Source organism: Umezawaea sp. NPDC059074 (genome assembly GCF_042738955.1).
GTDB lineage: Bacteria > Actinomycetota > Actinomycetes > Mycobacteriales > Pseudonocardiaceae > Umezawaea.
Map to the genome: position 1 here is coordinate 1 of NZ_JBHYHC010000042.1, position 16,275 is coordinate 16,275.

At 70.9% G+C, this 16,275-nt stretch carries 14 protein-coding genes; 7 read left to right on the forward strand and 7 right to left on the reverse strand.

Annotation, left to right across the window (positions count from 1 at the left end; genetic code table 11):
* Positions 1–300: 300 nt before the first annotated feature.
* Positions 301–705: a superinfection immunity protein gene (locus ACFWW9_RS20280; protein WP_390379776.1), complete on the reverse strand. Its 405-nt coding sequence runs from the start codon at positions 703–705 to the stop codon at positions 301–303.
* A 162-nt stretch (positions 706–867) separates the two neighbouring features.
* On the opposite strand from ACFWW9_RS20280, the gene ACFWW9_RS20285 reads away from it, so the two are divergent.
* The 4 genes from ACFWW9_RS20285 (at position 868) to ACFWW9_RS20300 (ending at position 5,825) form a co-directional block, all read left to right on the forward strand.
* On the forward strand, positions 868–2,622 hold the full coding sequence (locus ACFWW9_RS20285; protein ID WP_390379779.1) for a TOPRIM nucleotidyl transferase/hydrolase domain-containing protein: 1,755 nt from the start codon (positions 868–870) through the stop codon (positions 2,620–2,622).
* A gap of 45 nt (positions 2,623–2,667) precedes the next feature.
* Positions 2,668–3,168: an SRPBCC family protein gene (locus tag ACFWW9_RS20290; protein WP_390379782.1), complete on the forward strand. Its 501-nt coding sequence runs from the start codon at positions 2,668–2,670 to the stop codon at positions 3,166–3,168.
* A gap of 37 nt (positions 3,169–3,205) precedes the next feature.
* Positions 3,206–4,522, forward strand: a complete 1,317-nt coding sequence (locus ACFWW9_RS20295; RefSeq protein WP_390379785.1) for a nucleobase:cation symporter-2 family protein — start codon at positions 3,206–3,208, stop codon at positions 4,520–4,522.
* An 82-nt stretch (positions 4,523–4,604) separates the two neighbouring features.
* A complete protein-coding gene (locus tag ACFWW9_RS20300) occupies positions 4,605–5,825 on the forward strand; it encodes a hypothetical protein (protein ID WP_390379788.1) in 1,221 nt (406 codons plus the stop codon).
* 69 nt (positions 5,826–5,894) lie between these two features.
* On the opposite strand, the gene ACFWW9_RS20305 is transcribed toward ACFWW9_RS20300, so the two are convergent.
* From ACFWW9_RS20305 to ACFWW9_RS20325, 5 genes are all read right to left on the reverse strand, one after another.
* Complete coding sequence (locus tag ACFWW9_RS20305; RefSeq protein WP_390379791.1) at positions 5,895–6,188, reverse strand: hypothetical protein; 294 nt, start codon at positions 6,186–6,188, stop codon at positions 5,895–5,897.
* On the reverse strand, positions 6,185–6,901 hold the full coding sequence (locus ACFWW9_RS20310; RefSeq protein WP_390379795.1) for a hypothetical protein: 717 nt from the start codon (positions 6,899–6,901) through the stop codon (positions 6,185–6,187). The genes ACFWW9_RS20305 and ACFWW9_RS20310 overlap by 4 nt, the downstream gene beginning before the upstream one ends.
* A 477-nt stretch (positions 6,902–7,378) precedes the next feature.
* A complete protein-coding gene (locus ACFWW9_RS20315; RefSeq protein ID WP_390379798.1) occupies positions 7,379–8,773 on the reverse strand; it encodes a GntP family permease in 1,395 nt (464 codons plus the stop codon).
* The gene (locus ACFWW9_RS20320; RefSeq protein WP_390379802.1) at positions 8,770–10,359 is read right to left on the reverse strand and encodes an amidohydrolase family protein; all 1,590 of its coding nucleotides are present in this window, start codon (positions 10,357–10,359) and stop codon (positions 8,770–8,772) included. The genes ACFWW9_RS20315 and ACFWW9_RS20320 overlap by 4 nt, the downstream gene beginning before the upstream one ends.
* Positions 10,360–10,368: 9 nt before the next feature.
* The gene (locus tag ACFWW9_RS20325) at positions 10,369–11,652 is read right to left on the reverse strand and encodes an amino acid deaminase (RefSeq protein ID WP_390379806.1); all 1,284 of its coding nucleotides are present in this window, start codon (positions 11,650–11,652) and stop codon (positions 10,369–10,371) included.
* 114 nt (positions 11,653–11,766) lie between these two features.
* Between ACFWW9_RS20325 and ACFWW9_RS20330 the strand changes: the two genes are divergently transcribed.
* Genes ACFWW9_RS20330 through ACFWW9_RS20340 form a run of 3 tightly spaced genes read left to right on the forward strand, consistent with a single transcriptional unit; the run spans position 11,767 to position 13,881 of the window.
* Positions 11,767–12,738 (forward strand): sugar kinase, encoded by a 972-nt coding sequence (locus ACFWW9_RS20330; RefSeq protein ID WP_390379809.1) that lies wholly within the window; start codon positions 11,767–11,769, stop codon positions 12,736–12,738.
* Positions 12,735–13,484, forward strand: a complete 750-nt coding sequence (locus ACFWW9_RS20335) for an IclR family transcriptional regulator (RefSeq protein WP_390379812.1) — start codon at positions 12,735–12,737, stop codon at positions 13,482–13,484. Before ACFWW9_RS20330 ends, ACFWW9_RS20335 begins: the two co-directional genes overlap by 4 nt.
* Before the next feature lie 13 nt (positions 13,485–13,497).
* The gene (locus tag ACFWW9_RS20340) at positions 13,498–13,881 is read left to right on the forward strand and encodes a RidA family protein (protein ID WP_390379815.1); all 384 of its coding nucleotides are present in this window, start codon (positions 13,498–13,500) and stop codon (positions 13,879–13,881) included.
* Between the two features lie 33 nt (positions 13,882–13,914).
* Here ACFWW9_RS20340 and ACFWW9_RS20345 read toward each other — a convergent pair whose 3' ends face one another.
* Positions 13,915–16,275 (reverse strand): ATP-binding protein, encoded by a 2,361-nt coding sequence (locus ACFWW9_RS20345; RefSeq protein ID WP_390379818.1) that lies wholly within the window; start codon positions 16,273–16,275, stop codon positions 13,915–13,917.

Here is a 16,275-nt window from a genome sequence, read left to right on the forward strand (position 1 = left end):
CGATTTCCAGCGTGCTGCGGCCGATTTGACATGGGGACCCCTCATTTCGGCCTTTGTCGGGCTCAAAAGGCGGTCCAAAGAGAGTCCCGCCCGACTACAATTTTAAGGCCGAAATCCCCATGTCAAATCGGCCACGTTCCGTGGCCTGCGCTTGCCAGTTCCAGCGTGGTCACCGGTCTGCCCTGTGCCGGGGTGGTGGGTCGCTACGTTGCCCCGGCGCTTGCTTGTGGTCACCATTCAGTGCTGGGCCAGTCCTGAGCCGGGTTTTTGTTGTTGTTGCTGTTATTGGCTTTTGTTGGTTTAGATGGTGGTCCATTGGGTGCCGTCCCAGTAGCGGGTGCCGCCTGTGCCGTCCGGGTACCAGCCCGGTGGGGTGGCTACCGCCCCCGGTGCCTGGTAGGTGGGGGCCGCGACGCTCATGTAGACGCCCTGGACCGGTTCCGCCATGCAGGACATGACCAGGGCGATCAGCCAGCCGATGGCGGTCCAGCCCGCGAAGAAGGTGAGTAAGGCGATTGCCGCCGAGTTCGACTTCCTGCGGGTCGCGGCGATCGCCCACGGGAGCATGTAGCCGAGTGTGAGGACCGTGATCACCCACGCGATGGTGATGTGGGCGTCCGAGACGACCGGGCGGGTGTTGATGTAGGCGCCTGTCGTGTGGACCGCCGGGGTGTTCCAGGAGCCTGTGGGGTTCGGGTAGGACATGCGTACTCCTCGGGAATCGGGGGCGCACATCCGTACGACCTCTGTCGTCCAGTCGCGTTGGTGGCGGTGTCCGTTACGGTCGGGAATTTGTCGGTGCCCGGTCGTACAGTGCGCTCAACTACGACTCGTGGATGGTTGGCTGTGCACCTGGAACGGTTCTCCGTGCGTGGATTTCGGTCGCTCGCCGATGTGGTGGACATCCCGATCAGCGGGCCGACCATCCTGGCCGGGCCCAATGACGGTGGGAAGTCCGCCGCGTTGGCGGCGTTGGGGTTCCTGGTCGGGGACTACGTGGTGACCGAGGACGACCGCACCTTTCTCGAAGGCGAGTCGGGGGTGCGTTGTCCTCTCACGGAAGTGGTGGGGCACTTCCGGTTGGACGAGTGGGAGTGCGAGCGGCTCGGGCTGCCCGCCGCCGTGGTGGTGCGGCGGAGCGTGGACGTCGACCTGGTGGCGCGGTACGAGATCTGGGCGGCTGTTCCCGATGACGAGGAATTGCGGGACCTGCACGGGAAACTGGTGCCGGATCTTCGGGAACTGGTGAAGAAGTTCGGCGTGAAGCCGGAGAAGCCCACGAAACCCTTCCTGGTGGCGGCGCTGCACGCGTACGGGGTCGAGCACTCCAGTGGTGAGGGGTGGACGGGTGTGCCGCCGGGGCTGGTGGAGCGGTTGCCGCGGGTCGCGGCGTTCCAGGGGCGGGATCTGGAGCCGGAGGCGGTGGTCCGGTCCGCGTTGACGCTGCGGTTGAAGGACTACCTCGCCGAGGACGTGGTGCGGAGTCGGGTGCGGTCGTTGGAGGACGACGCGCAGCGGTGGCTGGCCGACGAGGTGAAGCCGTTGGCCGATCACATCGTGGAGCGGTGCGGGGACATCGCGGCGGTGAGCGTGGAGCCGAAGGTGGCGACGTCGTACTTCCTGCAGACGACGGCGTTGCGGCTGGAGCGGGCGTCCGGGGAGGCGGTGATGCTGGACCGGTCCGGGTTGGGGAGCGCGCGGCGGATCTCGATGGCGGTCTGGGAGGCCACCACCGGGATGCTGGCCGAGCAGGGTGGTGGCGACGACGAAAGCGGTCCGCCGGTGCAGGTCGTCGTGGTGTACGACGAGCCGGACACGCACCTGGACTACCACCACCAGCGGGAGGTCATGCGGCTGATCCGCGACCAGGGGAAGGTCGCGCACGTCAGCGTGGTCGTGGCGACGCACTCGATGAACCTGGTGGACGCGGTGGACATCGGTGACGTGGTGCTGCTGGCGTTGGACGGTGGGCGGCGCACCCGCGTGGAACGGCTCGGTGTCGCGTCGGACGATCCGTTCGACCGGCGGGTGGGGGCCGTGGCGGCGTCCGTGGGGTTGCGGAACTCCGTGTTGTTGCACGAGCGGTGCTTCCTCGCGGTCGAGGGGGAGACCGAGCGGCAGGTGATGCCGATCCTGTTCTCGTTGTCCGAGGGTCTGCCGCTCCAGGCCGCCGGGATCGCGCTGTGGGCGTGCGGGGGGAACGCGGGGGCGCTCCGGTTGGCCGAGTACCTGCACCGGCACGGGCGGTCGGTGGTGCTGGTGCCCGCCGCCGGTGGTGAGGAGCGGGACGGGTTGTTCCGGCAGTGGTTCGGGCAGGACCACGAGGAGGTGGTCCGGCCGTTGCCGGAGTTGGAGGAGTTGTTCGACGACGCGACCTGGGCGGACACCGCGAACGCGGTGTGGCCGAGGGGTGATCGTCCGTGGGGGTCGGGGGACTTCGCGGCGGTGCGCGGGGTGGAGGGGTTCGGTGAACGGGTGCGGGCGTTGCTGCGCGAGCACGGTGCGGACGTTCACCGGTCCGCGCTCGTCATGGAGGTCGTGCTGCGGTTGGAACGGCCAGAGGACGTGCCGCGCGAGGTGCGCGACGTCTTCTCGGCGCTCCGGCGGACGTGCTCTGAGTAGGTTCCGAACGGCCGAACGGGTGATGTGGATGGGCCTGTCAAGCACATGACCCCGCTGCCTGGCGATACTCGCCGGGTGCCGCTGAACCACTACCGCTTCCGCAGCGTCTGGTCGGTCGACTGCCTCCCCTCCGACGCGTTCGACGTCCTGGCCGACCTGGGCAGCTACCCGCTCTGGTGGCCGGAGGTGCGGCGGGCCGTGCAGATCGGGGAGGAACGGGCGGAGCTGCACTGCCGGTCGTTCCTGCCGTACGAGCTGGTGTTCGAGGCGAGCCACCACACGCGGGACGCGGAGAAGTTGGTGCTGGTCGCCAACCTGGAGGGCGACCTCAACGGCACGGTCGGCTGGCGGATCGAGCCGCGCGGCAAGGGCGCGCGGCTGCTCTACGAGCAGGAGGTCACGGTCGACAAGCCGCTGCTGCGGACACTCGGCCCACTGCTGCGGCCCGCGCTCGTGGCCAACCACGAGCTGATGATGCGCCACGGCAAGCGCGGCCTGCGGACGTACATCGCGGGGTTCACGAAGGGCGCCGTGTTGCGCGGTTGACGCCCGTCCGTAACCCGGCCACGGTTGGGTGCGGAGGATGACCACTGAAACCCGGCACCAGGTGGACGTCCCCCTCCCTCTCGCCCGGCTGCTCGTCCTGGGCGCTCAGCACGTGCTGGTGATGTACACCGGCTGCGTCACCGTCCCGCTCGTGTTCGGCGCGGCCGCGGGCCTGGACCGCACGACCATCGGGCTGCTGATCAACGCCGACCTGCTCGTCGCGGGGGTCGTGACCCTGATCCAGGCGCTCGGCGTCGGCAGGCTGCTCGGCGTGCGGCTGCCGGTCGTGGCGGGCGCGACGTTCACCGCCGTGACGCCGATGATCCTCATCGCGGGGGAGTACGGGCTCCAGGCCGTGTACGGGTCGATGATCGCCGCCGGGGTGTTCGGGCTGCTGGTGGCGGTGCCGTTCGCCAAGGTCGTCCGGTTCTTCCCGCCGCTGGTGACCGGGGTGGTGATCACGGTCGTCGGGCTGTCGCTGATCGGGGTGGCGGCGGGGCTCATCGCGGGCAACGACCAGACCGCGCCGGACTACGCCGCTCCGAGCCACCTCGCGCTGGCGGCGGCCGTCGTGGTCGTCGTGGTGCTGGTGACCCGGCTGGCCAGGGGGTTCCTGGCGCAGCTCGGCGTGCTGGTCGGGCTGGTGCTGGGCACGGTGGCCGCGATCCCGCTGGGGCTGACCGACTTCTCGTCCGTCGCGGGCGCGCCGTGGCTCGGGATCAGCGCGCCCTTCCACTTCGGGGCTCCGCACTTCCCGATCGCGGCGGTGATCTCGATGTGCGTGGTCATGCTGGTGACCTTCGCCGAGTCGACCGCCGACATGCTCGCGGTGAGCGAGCTGACCGGGAAGCCGATCACCTCCGCCGACCTGGCGCGCGGCATGGCGGCCGACGGGCTGTCCGGTGTCCTCGGCGGGATCATGAACGCCTTCCTGGACACGGTGTTCGCGCAGAACGTCGGGCTGGTCGGCATGACGAGGGTGCGCAGCCGGTACGTGGCCGCGGCGGCGGGCGGGATCCTGGTGGTGCTCGGGGTGGTGCCGAAGCTCGGCGAGGTCGTCGCGTCGCTGCCGGGACCGGTGGTCGGCGCGTGCGGGCTGGTCATGTTCGCGACCGTGGCGGCGGTCGGCGTCACGACGCTGCGCGCGGTCGAGTACGAGGGCACGGACAACCTGATGATCGTCGCCGTGGCGATCGGGGTCGGGTTGCTGCCGGTCGTGGCGCCGCGGATCTACCAGAACTTCCCGGCGTGGGCGCAGATCGTGGCGGGCAGCGCGATCACCAGCGCGACGCTCGTGGCGTTCGTCCTGAACCTCCTCTTCAACCACGGCCGAAAAACTTCCGAGAAGTGTTGAACCGTTCCGCGGGGCTGTCCGTGTTGTGGGCAGTCGGTCGCCGCGTAGAGGTGCGAGCGACCATCCAAGGAGGTTGGGCACCATGTCTGGTACTCGTGCGGCCATTTTCGGGGCAGCTGCTGTGCTCGGGCTCACGTTGTTGAGCGCGTGCGGTCAGGCAGGCACCACGGCGGGGTCCGCCGCGGTCGACTCCGACTCGCAGAAGTTGGCGCAGACCAAGGTGGTCGCGCTGACCTCCGCGAAGGTCGGCGACCTGGGTCAGGTGCTGACCGGGAGCAACGGGAAGACGCTGTACCGCTTCGACAAGGACAAGACCGATCCGCCGACGTCGAACTGCTACGACGACTGCGCGACGCAGTGGCCACCGGCCCTCGTCACGGGCGACATCGAGGTGCAGGGCGTCGACAAGGGCCTCGTGTCCACTGTGGACCGCAAGGACGGCAAGAAGCAGCTGACGATCGCGGGCTGGCCGCTCTACGAGTTCGCCCAGGACGCCGCTCCCGGTGACGCCAAGGGCCAGGGCATCGGCGGCGTCTGGTTCGCCGCGACCCCCGAGGGCAAGAAGGCCGGGGCGAACGCCGGTCCGGTGCTCGCGACCGCCGTCGTCCCCGGCCTCGGCACGGTGCTCACCAACGGCACCGGCTTGACCGTGTACCGCTTCGACAAGGACACTGCCAGCCCGTCGGTGTCGAACTGCGACGACGACTGCGTGAAGAAGTTCCCGCCGGTGCTCACCACCTCCGACGACATCCAGGTGAAGGGCGTCGACAAGGCGGTGCTCGGCACCGTGGTCCGCAAGGACGGCACCAAGCAGGTCACCGCCAAGGGCTGGCCGCTGTACACCTCGACCGAGGACAAGATCCCCGGTGACGCCAAGAGCCAGGGCTTCAAGGACGCGTGGTTCGCGGCGGCCCCCGACGGCCAGAAGGCCACGGAGAACAAGGAACTCGCGCTCACCACGGCCTCCGTCGGCAACCTCGGCACCGTGCTGACCGACAAGGGCGGCATGACCCTGTACCGCTTCGACAAGGACACCACCAACCCGTCGGCCTCCAACTGCGCCGGTGACTGCGCCGTCAAGTGGCCGCCGGCCCTGGTGACGTCCGACAGCTTCGAGGTGCAGGGTGTCGACAAGGCGCTGGTCGGGACGATCACCCGCGCCGACGGCGGCAAGCAGCTGACCATCGCCGGCTGGCCGCTCTACACCTTCTCGGGCGACAAGATCTGCGGCGAGGCCAACGGCCAGGGCATCGGCGGCACGTGGTTCGTCTCCACCCCGGAAGGCAAGAAGGCGGGCGTCTAGTCCTTGCCCCACAAGCGAAAGGGCCCGTCCGGTGACCACCCCGGACGGGCCCTTTCCCCATGTCGCGGCTCAGGCCAGGAAGTCGCTGGTGGGACCGGAGTGCGCGCACCTCCAGCCGGGGAAGTTGTACACGGTCCCGTTGTTGGTGGCCGTGATGTTGTACAGCGTGCCGACCTGCGGCAGGTCGTTCGCGGCGAACGTGCCCGCCGAGAACGTGCCGGTCGCGGAGCACGTGCCGGTGCCGTTGCGCAGCGTCCCGGATCCGGTGATCGGGGTGACCGAGACGTTCGTGTAGTGGCCCTCGGGGTAGCCCACGTCCCCGCTGCCGCCGTCCGTGCGGACGGCCTGGTCCGGGCGGCTCACCGGGTCGCCCCCGCCAGCGCCCTGCGCTGGTCGGCGATGATCTGCTTGTGCTCCACCGCGTTCAGGCCCTTGGTGGGCACGACGGTCCAGGCGTTGCCCTCGCTGAGCGTCGCCGTCATGGAGAACACGCCCGCCGGGAACCGGACGTCCGTCGGGTTGGAGATGGACCCGATGTCCAGGACCTCGCCCGCCGCGAACGTGCCCGCGGCCAGGTAGTAGACGGGGTGGGGGGTGAAGGTCAGGTTGGTGCGCGGCTGGGCCTGCACGGCGAACGTGCCCGCGCCCGACATGCCGATGCCGACACTGGCCTGCTTCAACGGGATCTGGTCGTTCTCCTTCACGTACAGCGTGCCCGCCTGCGGGTTGGCCGCGGGCGTCGACGTGAAGTTGTAGGCGCCGCCCTTGAAGTCGAGGCCGATCTGGTTGCCGCCCTTCACCGGGGTCGAGGGGGCGATGTTCGCCGGGTCCGCGGGCCAGATCTGCGAGGCGTCGAAGAAGGCGCCGGGCACGAGTTCGCCCGTCTCCGACCAGAGGAACGAGTAGTCCACCGTCCAGCGGAAGACCACGGTCGTCGTCGGGAAAGCCGGTTTGGCGAACCAGGCGAGCGACAGGACGTTGGGGTTCCCGATGTTCGGGTCCTCCTGGTACATGCACATGTCGACGAAGTTCGTCGAGTTGTTGATCACTCGAAGCGTGTACTGGGTTCCAGCCATGTGAACGACACTCCCTGTTGGAAGAATTCTCCTGCCGGGTCCCGGAAAAGGCGTGCGTGAGGGGAAATCCATTCCGGGATCGCGCCGCCGAAGTGGTCCGGTCGGGACTTCTGTTCGGCGTGCCAGGGGAAGTCTGCCGCAGCGTCCGGCGGATTCGGTAGAGGTGGCACCCAATCGAGGGGGTGTGCCGGAGAGGGCGGAAATGGCTGGATGGAGTGGTGGCACTCCCCGGATCGGGTGGAGTTCCGGTCGCTCCGCCGCGACGGGCTGTGCGTGGTGGAGTTCTGCGGTGGAGGCGGTCCGCACTTGTGCGGCGAATTCGGGAAAGGGTGAAAAAGGACTCGCGATAGCGCGGGATGATCGATATCGCTGTTCGACGTCCCGTGCTGGGCTGAACGGGTGAGGTGGTGTTCCCCGGTGACGAAAAAGGCCCGCCCGGTGTGATGACTCCGGGCGGGCCTGGCTTTTTCGAGCGGGCTAGACGACGAGGCTGAGCAGTGCGGCCATCGCGAAGCCGACCACGGACAGCACGGTCTCCAGCACGGTCCACGTCTGGAGCGTTTCCTTGACCGACAGGCCGAAGTAGCGCGACACGATCCAGAACCCGCCGTCGTTCACGTGCGAGGCGATGATCGAGCCGGACGCGATCGACATGACCAGCAGCGCCAGCTGGGGCTGCGAGTAGCCGAGGTCCGCCACGACCGGCGCGACGATGCCGGTGGTCGTGACGATCGCGACCGTGGCCGAGCCCTGGGCGATGCGCATGCCGCAGCTGATGACGTACGCCAGCGCGATGACCGGCAGGCCCGCGTCCGCCAGCGACGTGGCCAGCACCTTGCCGACGCCGGTCGCCGACAGCACCGCGCCGAAGAAGCCGCCCGCGCCGACGACGAGCAGGATCATGCCGACCGGGCGCAGCGACTTGCCGGTCAGCTCGGTGAGCTGCTCGCGGGTCATGCCGCGGCGGTAGCCGAGCAGGTACGTGGCCAGCAGGACCGCGATGGTGAGCGCGACGGCGGGCGTGCCGAAGAACGTGAACACCCCGTAGAGACGGGAACCCTTGGTCAGCAGGATGCTGCCGAACGTGCCCGCGAGGATCAGCACCAGCGGGATCGCGATGATCCCCAGCACCAGGCCGAGCGTCGGCGGGTTCTTCACCTCGTCGCCGCGGGCTTCCTCCGCGGCGGCCAGCATCTCCTCGGGCACCGGCACGTTGATCCGCTTGCCGATCCAGGTGGAATACAGGATACCGCCGACGAACCACGCCGGGATGGCGCACGCCAGGCCCATGATGATGATCCAGCCGAGGCCCACGTGCAGCAGGCCGGCCGCGGCGACCGGGCCGGGGTGGGGCGGCATGAACGCGTGCATGACCGACAGGCCGGCGAGCAGCGGCATGGCGTACAGCACGATCGACTTGCCGCCCTGCTTGGCCGCCACGTAGACCAGCGGCGCCAGCACGAAGATGCCGATGTCGAAGAACACCGGCACGCCGAAGATGAGGCCGGCCAAGCCCATCGCGAGCGGCGCGCGCTTCTCGCCGAACGCCTTGAGCAGCGACCCGGTCAGCACCTGCGCGCCGCCGGAGGCCTCCAGGATCGCGCCGAGCAGCGTGCCGAGGCCGATGATCGACGCGATGTGCCCGAGGATGCCGCCGAAACCGCCCTCCAGCAGCGATCCCGACGCCTTCTGGGCCGAGCCGACCAGCGTCTCCACCGGCAGGCCCGCCGCGAGCGCCACCAGCAGGCCGGCGATCAGCAGCGCGATGAACGGCTCGACCTTGAACCGGATGATCATGACCAGCAGCAGGGCGATGCTGATCGCGGACAGCAGGAGGAGCCCGCCCGTCTCGTGTTGCAGCCAGTTGATCACTTCGAACTCCCGTTGTTGCGCAGGGAATGACCGGGAAGCGCCCCGGTGTGCGTACCTCCGTCGATCACCGGAACCCCGTTCACCAGCACGAACGGGATGCCGACGGCCGCCTGCCGCGGTTCGTCGAACGTCGCGGTGTCCGCGACCTCGGCGGGGTCGAACAGGACCAGGTCGGCCGCGTAGCCCTCGCGCACGAGCCCGCGGTCGGTCAGGCGCAGCCGCTCGGCGGCCCGCCCGGTGAGGTGGTTCACGCACTCCTCCAGCCCGAGCACGCCCAGTTCCCGCACGTACCGCGCGAGGTAGCGGGGGAACGTGCCCCACGCGCGCGGGTGCGGCCGGTCGCCGACCAGCAGCCCGTCGCTGCCGCCGGTGTGCGCCGGGTGCTTCATGATCGCCCGCACGTTGCCCTCGTGGCCGACGTGCATCAGGCACGACGTGCCGAGCCGTTCGGCCAGGAGCGTGTCGAAGTACAGGTCCGCGGCCAGGCGGCCCGCCGTCCGCGCCGACGCGGCCACGCTGTGCCCCACCAAGTGCGCGTTCTCGGTGCGCCGCACGCCGTTGACCTCGATGGAGTCCCAGTCGACCGGCACGCCGTGGCAGCCGTCCGACCCGGTCTCCTCGATCTCCACCCGGATCCGCTCACGGGTGTCCACATCGGACAGTCGTGCCAGGGTGGCCTCGGGCCCGCCCTCGGTGGCCCAGCTCGGCAGCAGCGCGGACAGGTAGGTCGCGCCGGGCAGGTACGGGTAGGTGTCCAGCGAGATGTCCGCGCCCGCGGCGATGGCGTCGTCCAGCAGCGTCAGCAGCTCGCCCGCGCGACCCTCGTTGACCGGGAAGTTCATCGTGGCGTGGGCCAGGTGCAGCGGGCAGCCGGAGTCCAGCGACACCTGGACCATCTCCGCGTACGCCTCCAGCGCGCCCGCGCCGTAGCTGCGGTGGTGCGGGCTGTAGTAGCCGCCCAGCGACCCCGTGACCTCGCACAGCCGCACGAGTTCCGACGTGCTCGCGTACATGCCGGGCGTGTAGGTGAGACCGGACGAGAGCCCCATCGCCCCTTCCCGCAACGACTCCGCGACCACCGACCGCATCCGGTCCACTTCGGACTCGGTCGCGGGCCGGTCCTCCCAGCCGACGCACAGCATCCGGACCGTGCCCTGCGGCACGAGGTACGCGGCGTTCACCGCGATGCCCCGGTCGAGCCGGTCCAGGTACTCGCCGACCGACCGCCAGTTCCAGTCGAAGCCCGGCGGGTCGTCGTTCCACCCCGCCAGCTGACCCCGCAGCGTCTCCAGCACGGCGTCGTCCACGGGCGCGTACGACAGCCCGTCCTGGCCGAGGACCTCGCTGGTCACGCCCTGCGACACCTTCGCCAGGTGATCCGGGTTGGCCAGCACCTGGAGGTCGGAGTGCGAGTGCATGTCGATGAAACCGGGCGCCAGCACCAGTCCGTCGGCGTCGACGGTCCGCCCGCCGGAGAGCCTGTCGCCGATCTCCGCGATCCGGCCGTCGCGCACGCCGACGTCGGCCCGGTACTCCGGCGCGCCCGTGCCGTCCACGACCCGCGCGCCCTTGAAGACGATGTCCACGCCTGCTCCCTAGAAGTAGGTCCGGACGAAGTCGACGACGGTCGTGCCGTCGACGACGGGGAGGAGCCGCCACTTGTCGAACACCGTGCACGGGTGCGACAGGCCGAGCCCGACCCAGTCCCCGACCTCCACGGTGTCCTCGCCGATCGCCAGGAACGCGTGCTGGTCGTTGAGCGCTGTGACGGCCGCACCCCTCAGCGGCCGTTCCACCCCTCCCGACCGCACGACCTGCGGCTCCGGCAGGCCCTCGTCGAACGACGCGTCGCGCTTGCCGAGCGTCAGCAGCGCCAAGTCCGCCTGCGGCTTCGACGTGACCTGCGCCCACGCCCGCAGCGCCGACCGGAACGGCTGCTCGCCCTCGGTCCTGTTCAACGGCGAGATCCCGCGGTAGAAGCCGTCGTCGTGCGTCACGTACGCGCCGCTGCGCACCACGGGCAGCACCGGGAGTCCCTCGGGCCACGGCCTGGTCAGCGCGGCGGCGACCTGGTCGAAGTACGCGCTGCCGCCGACGGTGACGATCACCTGCTCGACGCCGTCGAACCGGCCCTCGTCGTTGAGCCGCAGCACCAGGTCCCGCACGGCGTCAAGATAGGCGTCCACAGTGGACTTCGCCTGGTCGGACGCGTCGTGCGCCAGCGCGCCCTCGTACCCGCCGACGCCGACGAGCCGCAGCGCCGGGCTGTCCGCAACCGCTTGCGCCACCGCGACCGCGGTCTCCGGGTCCCGCGCTCCGGTCCGCCCGCCGGTCGCGCCCAGCTCCACCAGCACGTCCACCGGACGGGTGACGGATCCGAGCGCCTCGGTCATCGCCGCGACCCCGGCCACCGAGTCCACCCAGCAGGTGAACTCGAACGCCGGGTCGGCCGCCAGCTCGTCCGCGAGCCACCGCAGGGCGGCCGGGTCCACGAGCTGGTTCGCCAGCAGCACCCGGCTCACGCCGAACGCCCGGTACACCCGGAGCTGGCTGGCGTTGGCCGCGGTGATCGCCCACGAGCCGTGGTCGAGCTGCCGTTCGAACAGCTGCGGGGCCATGGTCGTCTTGCCGTGCGGGGCGAGCGCGACGCCGTGCTCCTCGCACCACGCCGCCATCGTGGCCAGGTTGTGCTCCAGCGCGGCCGCGTCGAGCACCACGAGCGGGCCCACGAAGCCGTCGGCGAACAGGTCGAGGCGCCGGTCGGCCACCTCGCCGACGGTCGCACCGAACGTGCTGCTCGGCAAACCCTTGAACTGCCAGTCGATGCGTTCCGCGCGCAGCGCTGCTACCGCGGTTCGGTCGATGTCGGCGGAAGGCACGTGTCTCGCTCCTCACGTTGCATATTTTGCAACGGCTATTGCGCGATGTGGTGTTGAAGTGTGTAACATCCGAGTGAGCCGCCGTCAACGAGCAAGTCCGGAGGAAAGAAGCGGATGAGGTTCGAACAAGCGGGCGGTGTGGTCTGCCTCGGCGAGACGATGGTGGTGCTGGTGCCCGCGGAACCGGGCCCGCCGCACGAGGTCGTGAAGTGGACCCGTGCCATCGGGGGAGCCGAGTCCAACGTGGCCTGCCACCTCGCGCGCCTCGGCGTGCGGAGCGCGTGGGTGAGCGCGGTGGGCGGGGACGCGTTCGGGCGGGCCGTGCTCGACGCGGTCGGCGGCGCGGGCGTGGACGTGACCGGGGTGAGCGTCGACCCGGACCGGCCGACGGGCCTGTACGTGAAGGAGGCCAACGCTTCCGGCAGTCCCGTCCGCTACTACCGGCAGGGGTCGGCCGCCTCGGCGATGGGCCCGGAGGCGCTCGACCGGCTTGACCGGACGGACGTCCGGCTCGTGCACGTCAGCGGCATCACCGCGGCCCTGTCCGACAGCTGCCTCGCGCTGCTGCGGGCGGTCCTGACCGGACCCCGCGACGGGCACGTGGTGTCGTTCGACCTCAACTGGCGGCCCGCGCTGTGGCGCGACCGCGACCCCTCCGTGCTGCGGGAGCTGGCCAACGCCGCGGACATCGTGCTGGCGGGCGCCGACGAGGCCGAAGCCGTGTGGGGGACCGGCGACCCGGCGAAGCTGCGCGAACTCCTGCCCGGACCGGCGAGCCTCGTCGTGAAGCAGGGCGAGGTGGGCGCGACGCTGGTCGAGGACGGCGTGTTCACCCACCAGCCCGCGCTGCGCGTGGACGTGGTGGAACCGGTCGGTGCGGGCGACGCGTTCGCCGCGGGTTATCTTGCGGCCCACCTGGCGGGGAACCCTCCCGCCAGGCGACTGCGCGCGGGTCACCTCCAGGCGGCCGCGGTGCTGTTGACCACCGAGGACGTCGGGCAGCCGCTGCCCGCGTCGGTCACCGGCCCCCTGCTGGACGCCGACGACGGCACGTGGGCGGCGGCGTACCTACGGGAGAGCACATGAGCCAGAGCCTGGACCGCGCGCTGACGCTCGTCGGCGAACTGGCGACCGGACCGAAGACGCTGGAGGAGCTGTCCGGCGTGATCGACGTGCACAAGTCGACCGCGCTGCGGCTGCTGCGCACGCTGGAGTCGCACCGGTTCGTGCAGCGCGAGGGCGTGCACCACTACCGGCTCGGCACGGCGCTGTTCGACCTCGCCAACCGGGCGCTGGAGGAGCGGGACGTGCGCCGCAGCGCCGAGGCCGCGCTGCGCGAGCTGAACGCGCTGACCGGCTACACCGTGCACCTCGCCAGCTACGAGGGCGGCGAGGTGATCTACATCGACAAGTACGACAGCACCCACCCGATGCGGATGTACTCCCGCGTCGGCCGCCGCGCGCCGCTGCACTGCACGGCCGTGGCCAAGGTCCTGCTGTCGGACCTGCCGGAGGCCAAGCGGCGCGAGATCGCGGCGTCCATGGAGTACCCGAGGCTGACCGCGAACACGATCACCGACCCGGCCGCGTACCTGGCGGAGCTGGAACGGGTGCGCGAACGCGGCTACGCCGTGGACAACTCCGAGCACGAGGACTTCATCCACTGCATCGGCGCGCCGATCCGCGGCTCCCGCGGCGAGGTGGTCGCGGCCGTGTCCATGTCGGTCCCCAAGGTGCTGCTCGACTTCGAGGGCCTGCTGGCCCTCGTGCCCAACCTGCTCGCCACCGCGCGAGCGGCGTCCATCGAGTGCGGCCACACGCCGCGCGACTAGAGAGGTTCCTGCCTTGCCGAAGATCGAGATCCACACCGAGTCCGCGCCCAAGCCCATCGCGAAGTTCTCCCAGGGCGTCCGCAAGGGCAACATCCTCCAGGTCGCGGGCCAGGTCGCGTTCGACGCCGAGACCGGGTCGATCGTCGGTGACACGGTCAAGGAGCAGACCGCGCAGACCCTGCGCAACGTCGCCGCCGTCCTGGCGGCCGCGGGCGCGAGCTTCGACGACGTCGTGATGCTGCGCGTGTACCTCACCGACACCGCGCACTTCGGCGAGATGAACGACGCCTACGGCGAGTTCATGACCGAGCCGTACTCCGCCCGCACGACCGTCTACGTGGGGCTCCCCGCGGGCCTGCTCGTGGAGATCGACGCGCTGGCCGTGCTCGGCGACTGACCCCCGACGGCCGGGGCCCTCGGGCCCCGGCCCTCAGGCGTGCCCGTCGCTGCGCGCCTCGGCGGGCGCGTCCAGCGCCGCGCGCAGGCCGTCGGCGAGCGCGCGGGTCGCCGCCGTCTCCGACCGCTCGCAGATGTCCAACGCCCGCAAGCGGTGCACGCGGGCCTCGTCGCCCTCGCCGACGTCGTCGAGCACCGTCGCGTACAGGCTCAGCATCTCCACCAGCGCGGTCGTGCGCATCCAGTTCACCGCCGCCACGGCCTCCCGCAGCCGCACGATCGCGCCCGCCGTGTCGCCCTGCCCGTGCAGGGCCGCGCCCAACCGGAACAGCGCGTCCGACTCGGTGTTGCGCGCCTGCGTGACCCGCGCCAGCTCCAACGCCTCCTCGGACGCCTCGCGCGCCGCGTCCCAGTCCCGCAACGAGATCAGGTTCGCCGCCAGCCGCAGCAGGTTCACCGCCAGCGTCTCGCGCTCGTGGCTGTTCGGGCTGCCCTCGATGCGGGACCGGTGGAACGCGACGCACTTGCGGTGCACCTCGGCCGACTCGGCGTACCGGCCGAACAGGTGCAGCACCAGCCCGAGGTTCGACAGCGCGAACTGCACCGCCAGCTCGTTGCCCGCCGCCTCGAACCCGTCCACGGCCCGCAGGGCGAACGCGCTCGCCTCGTCCAGCCGCCCCTGCCGCCGTTCGATGGCCGACCGGTAGTAGAGCGCCCACGCCTGCTCCATCAGGTCGCCGCAGTCGACCGCCGCCGCCCACGCCTGCTCGTGCACCACGAGCGCGGCCTCCTGCCGGTCCAGCAGCACGCACAGCGTCCAGCACACGAAGTTCAGCTGCACGGCCTCGTCGCGCCTGCTGCCGAGCGCGCGCGCCGCGTCGACGCCGAAGCGGAACACCTCGTGCCACAGCGCGCCGTCACCGCGTTGGTCGGAGTACCAGTGCATCGCGGTCGCCACGTCCAGCACCGTGCGGTGCCGGCGTGCGGCGTGCGCGATCCGCAGCGCGCCAATCCAGTGGCTCGTCTCGCGGTGCAGCCAGCCCGCCGCCCGGTCCCGGTTGTCCGACGACCCGTCCGGGCCGAAAACCCGTGCCGCCGCACGGGCTTCGCGCAGCAGCCAGTCGACCGTCCGCCAGCGCGCCTCGTCCACGACCGACGACGACTCGTCCTCGACGAGCCGCTCCCGCGCGAACACCCGCAGCAGGTCGTGGCACACGTACCGGCCGACCGCCGCGGACACCTCCACGAGGCTCGCGTCGACCAGCTCCTCCAACGTCTCCTCGGCCACGTCCGCGGTCACGCCCGCCGCCACCCCGACCAGCTCCGGCGTCACGTCCGCGCCCGGAGCCAACGACATCCGCCGGAACACCAGCGCCGCCCGCGGGTTCAGGTGCTGGTAGGACATCAGGAACGCGGCCCGCACCCGCAGGTCGCCCGACGTGAGCGCGCTGAGCCTGCGGCCCTCGTCGCCCAGCTGCTCGGCCAGGTGCCCGACCGTCCAGCGCGGCCTGCTCGCCAGCCGGTTGCCCGCGATCCGCAGCGCCAGCGGCAGACGTCCGCACAGCTCCGCGACCCGCTCGGCGGCGGCGTGCTCGGCGAACACCCGGCGCTCGCCGACGATCGCGCCCAGCAACCGCACCGACTCGCCGAGCGACAGCACGTCCAGCGCGAGCCGCGTGCCCGCGTCCAGCCCGCCGAGGGTCTGCCTGCTCGTGACCAGCACCAGCGACGAGCTCCCGGTCGCCAGCAGCGGCCGCACCTGCGCCTCGTCGGCGGCGTTGTCCAGCACCAGCGCCGTCGACCGCCCGCGCAGCTCGGCCCGGTACAGCGCCGCCCGCTCCTCGGCCCGCGCCGGGATCCGCTCCTCCGCGATCCCCAACGTCCGCAGCACCTTGTGCATGACCTCGCCCGGCGGCACCGGCCGCGCGTCCATCCCGCGCAGGTTCACGAACAGGCACCCGTCCGGGAAGCGCTCGGCCAACAGGTACGCGACGTGCACCACGAGCGTCGTCTTGCCCGCGCCGGGCGGCCCGTGCACCACGACGACCTCGGTGCCGCGCCCCGCCTTGGCGGACGCCTCCAGCAGCCGCAGCTCCTGCTCGCGCCCCGTCAGGTCCGGCACGTCCGGCGGTAAGGCCCAGGGCGCGGCGGTGGCGGGCTGGTGCCGCATCCGACCGGCTTTCGCGGTGTCGAGCAGCGCCCGCAGTTCCGCGCCGTCCAACCGGAGCACGTGGGCGAGGGCCTCGACCGTGCGCCGCTGCGGGCCCTTGGCGCGCCCGCGTTCCATGTCGCTGATCGCGCGCACGCTCACCCCGGACCCGGCGGCCAACTCCTCCTGCGTCAGAGCGGACCGGACGCGGTGGGAACGCAGCAGATCGCCGAACGTCGTGGACAC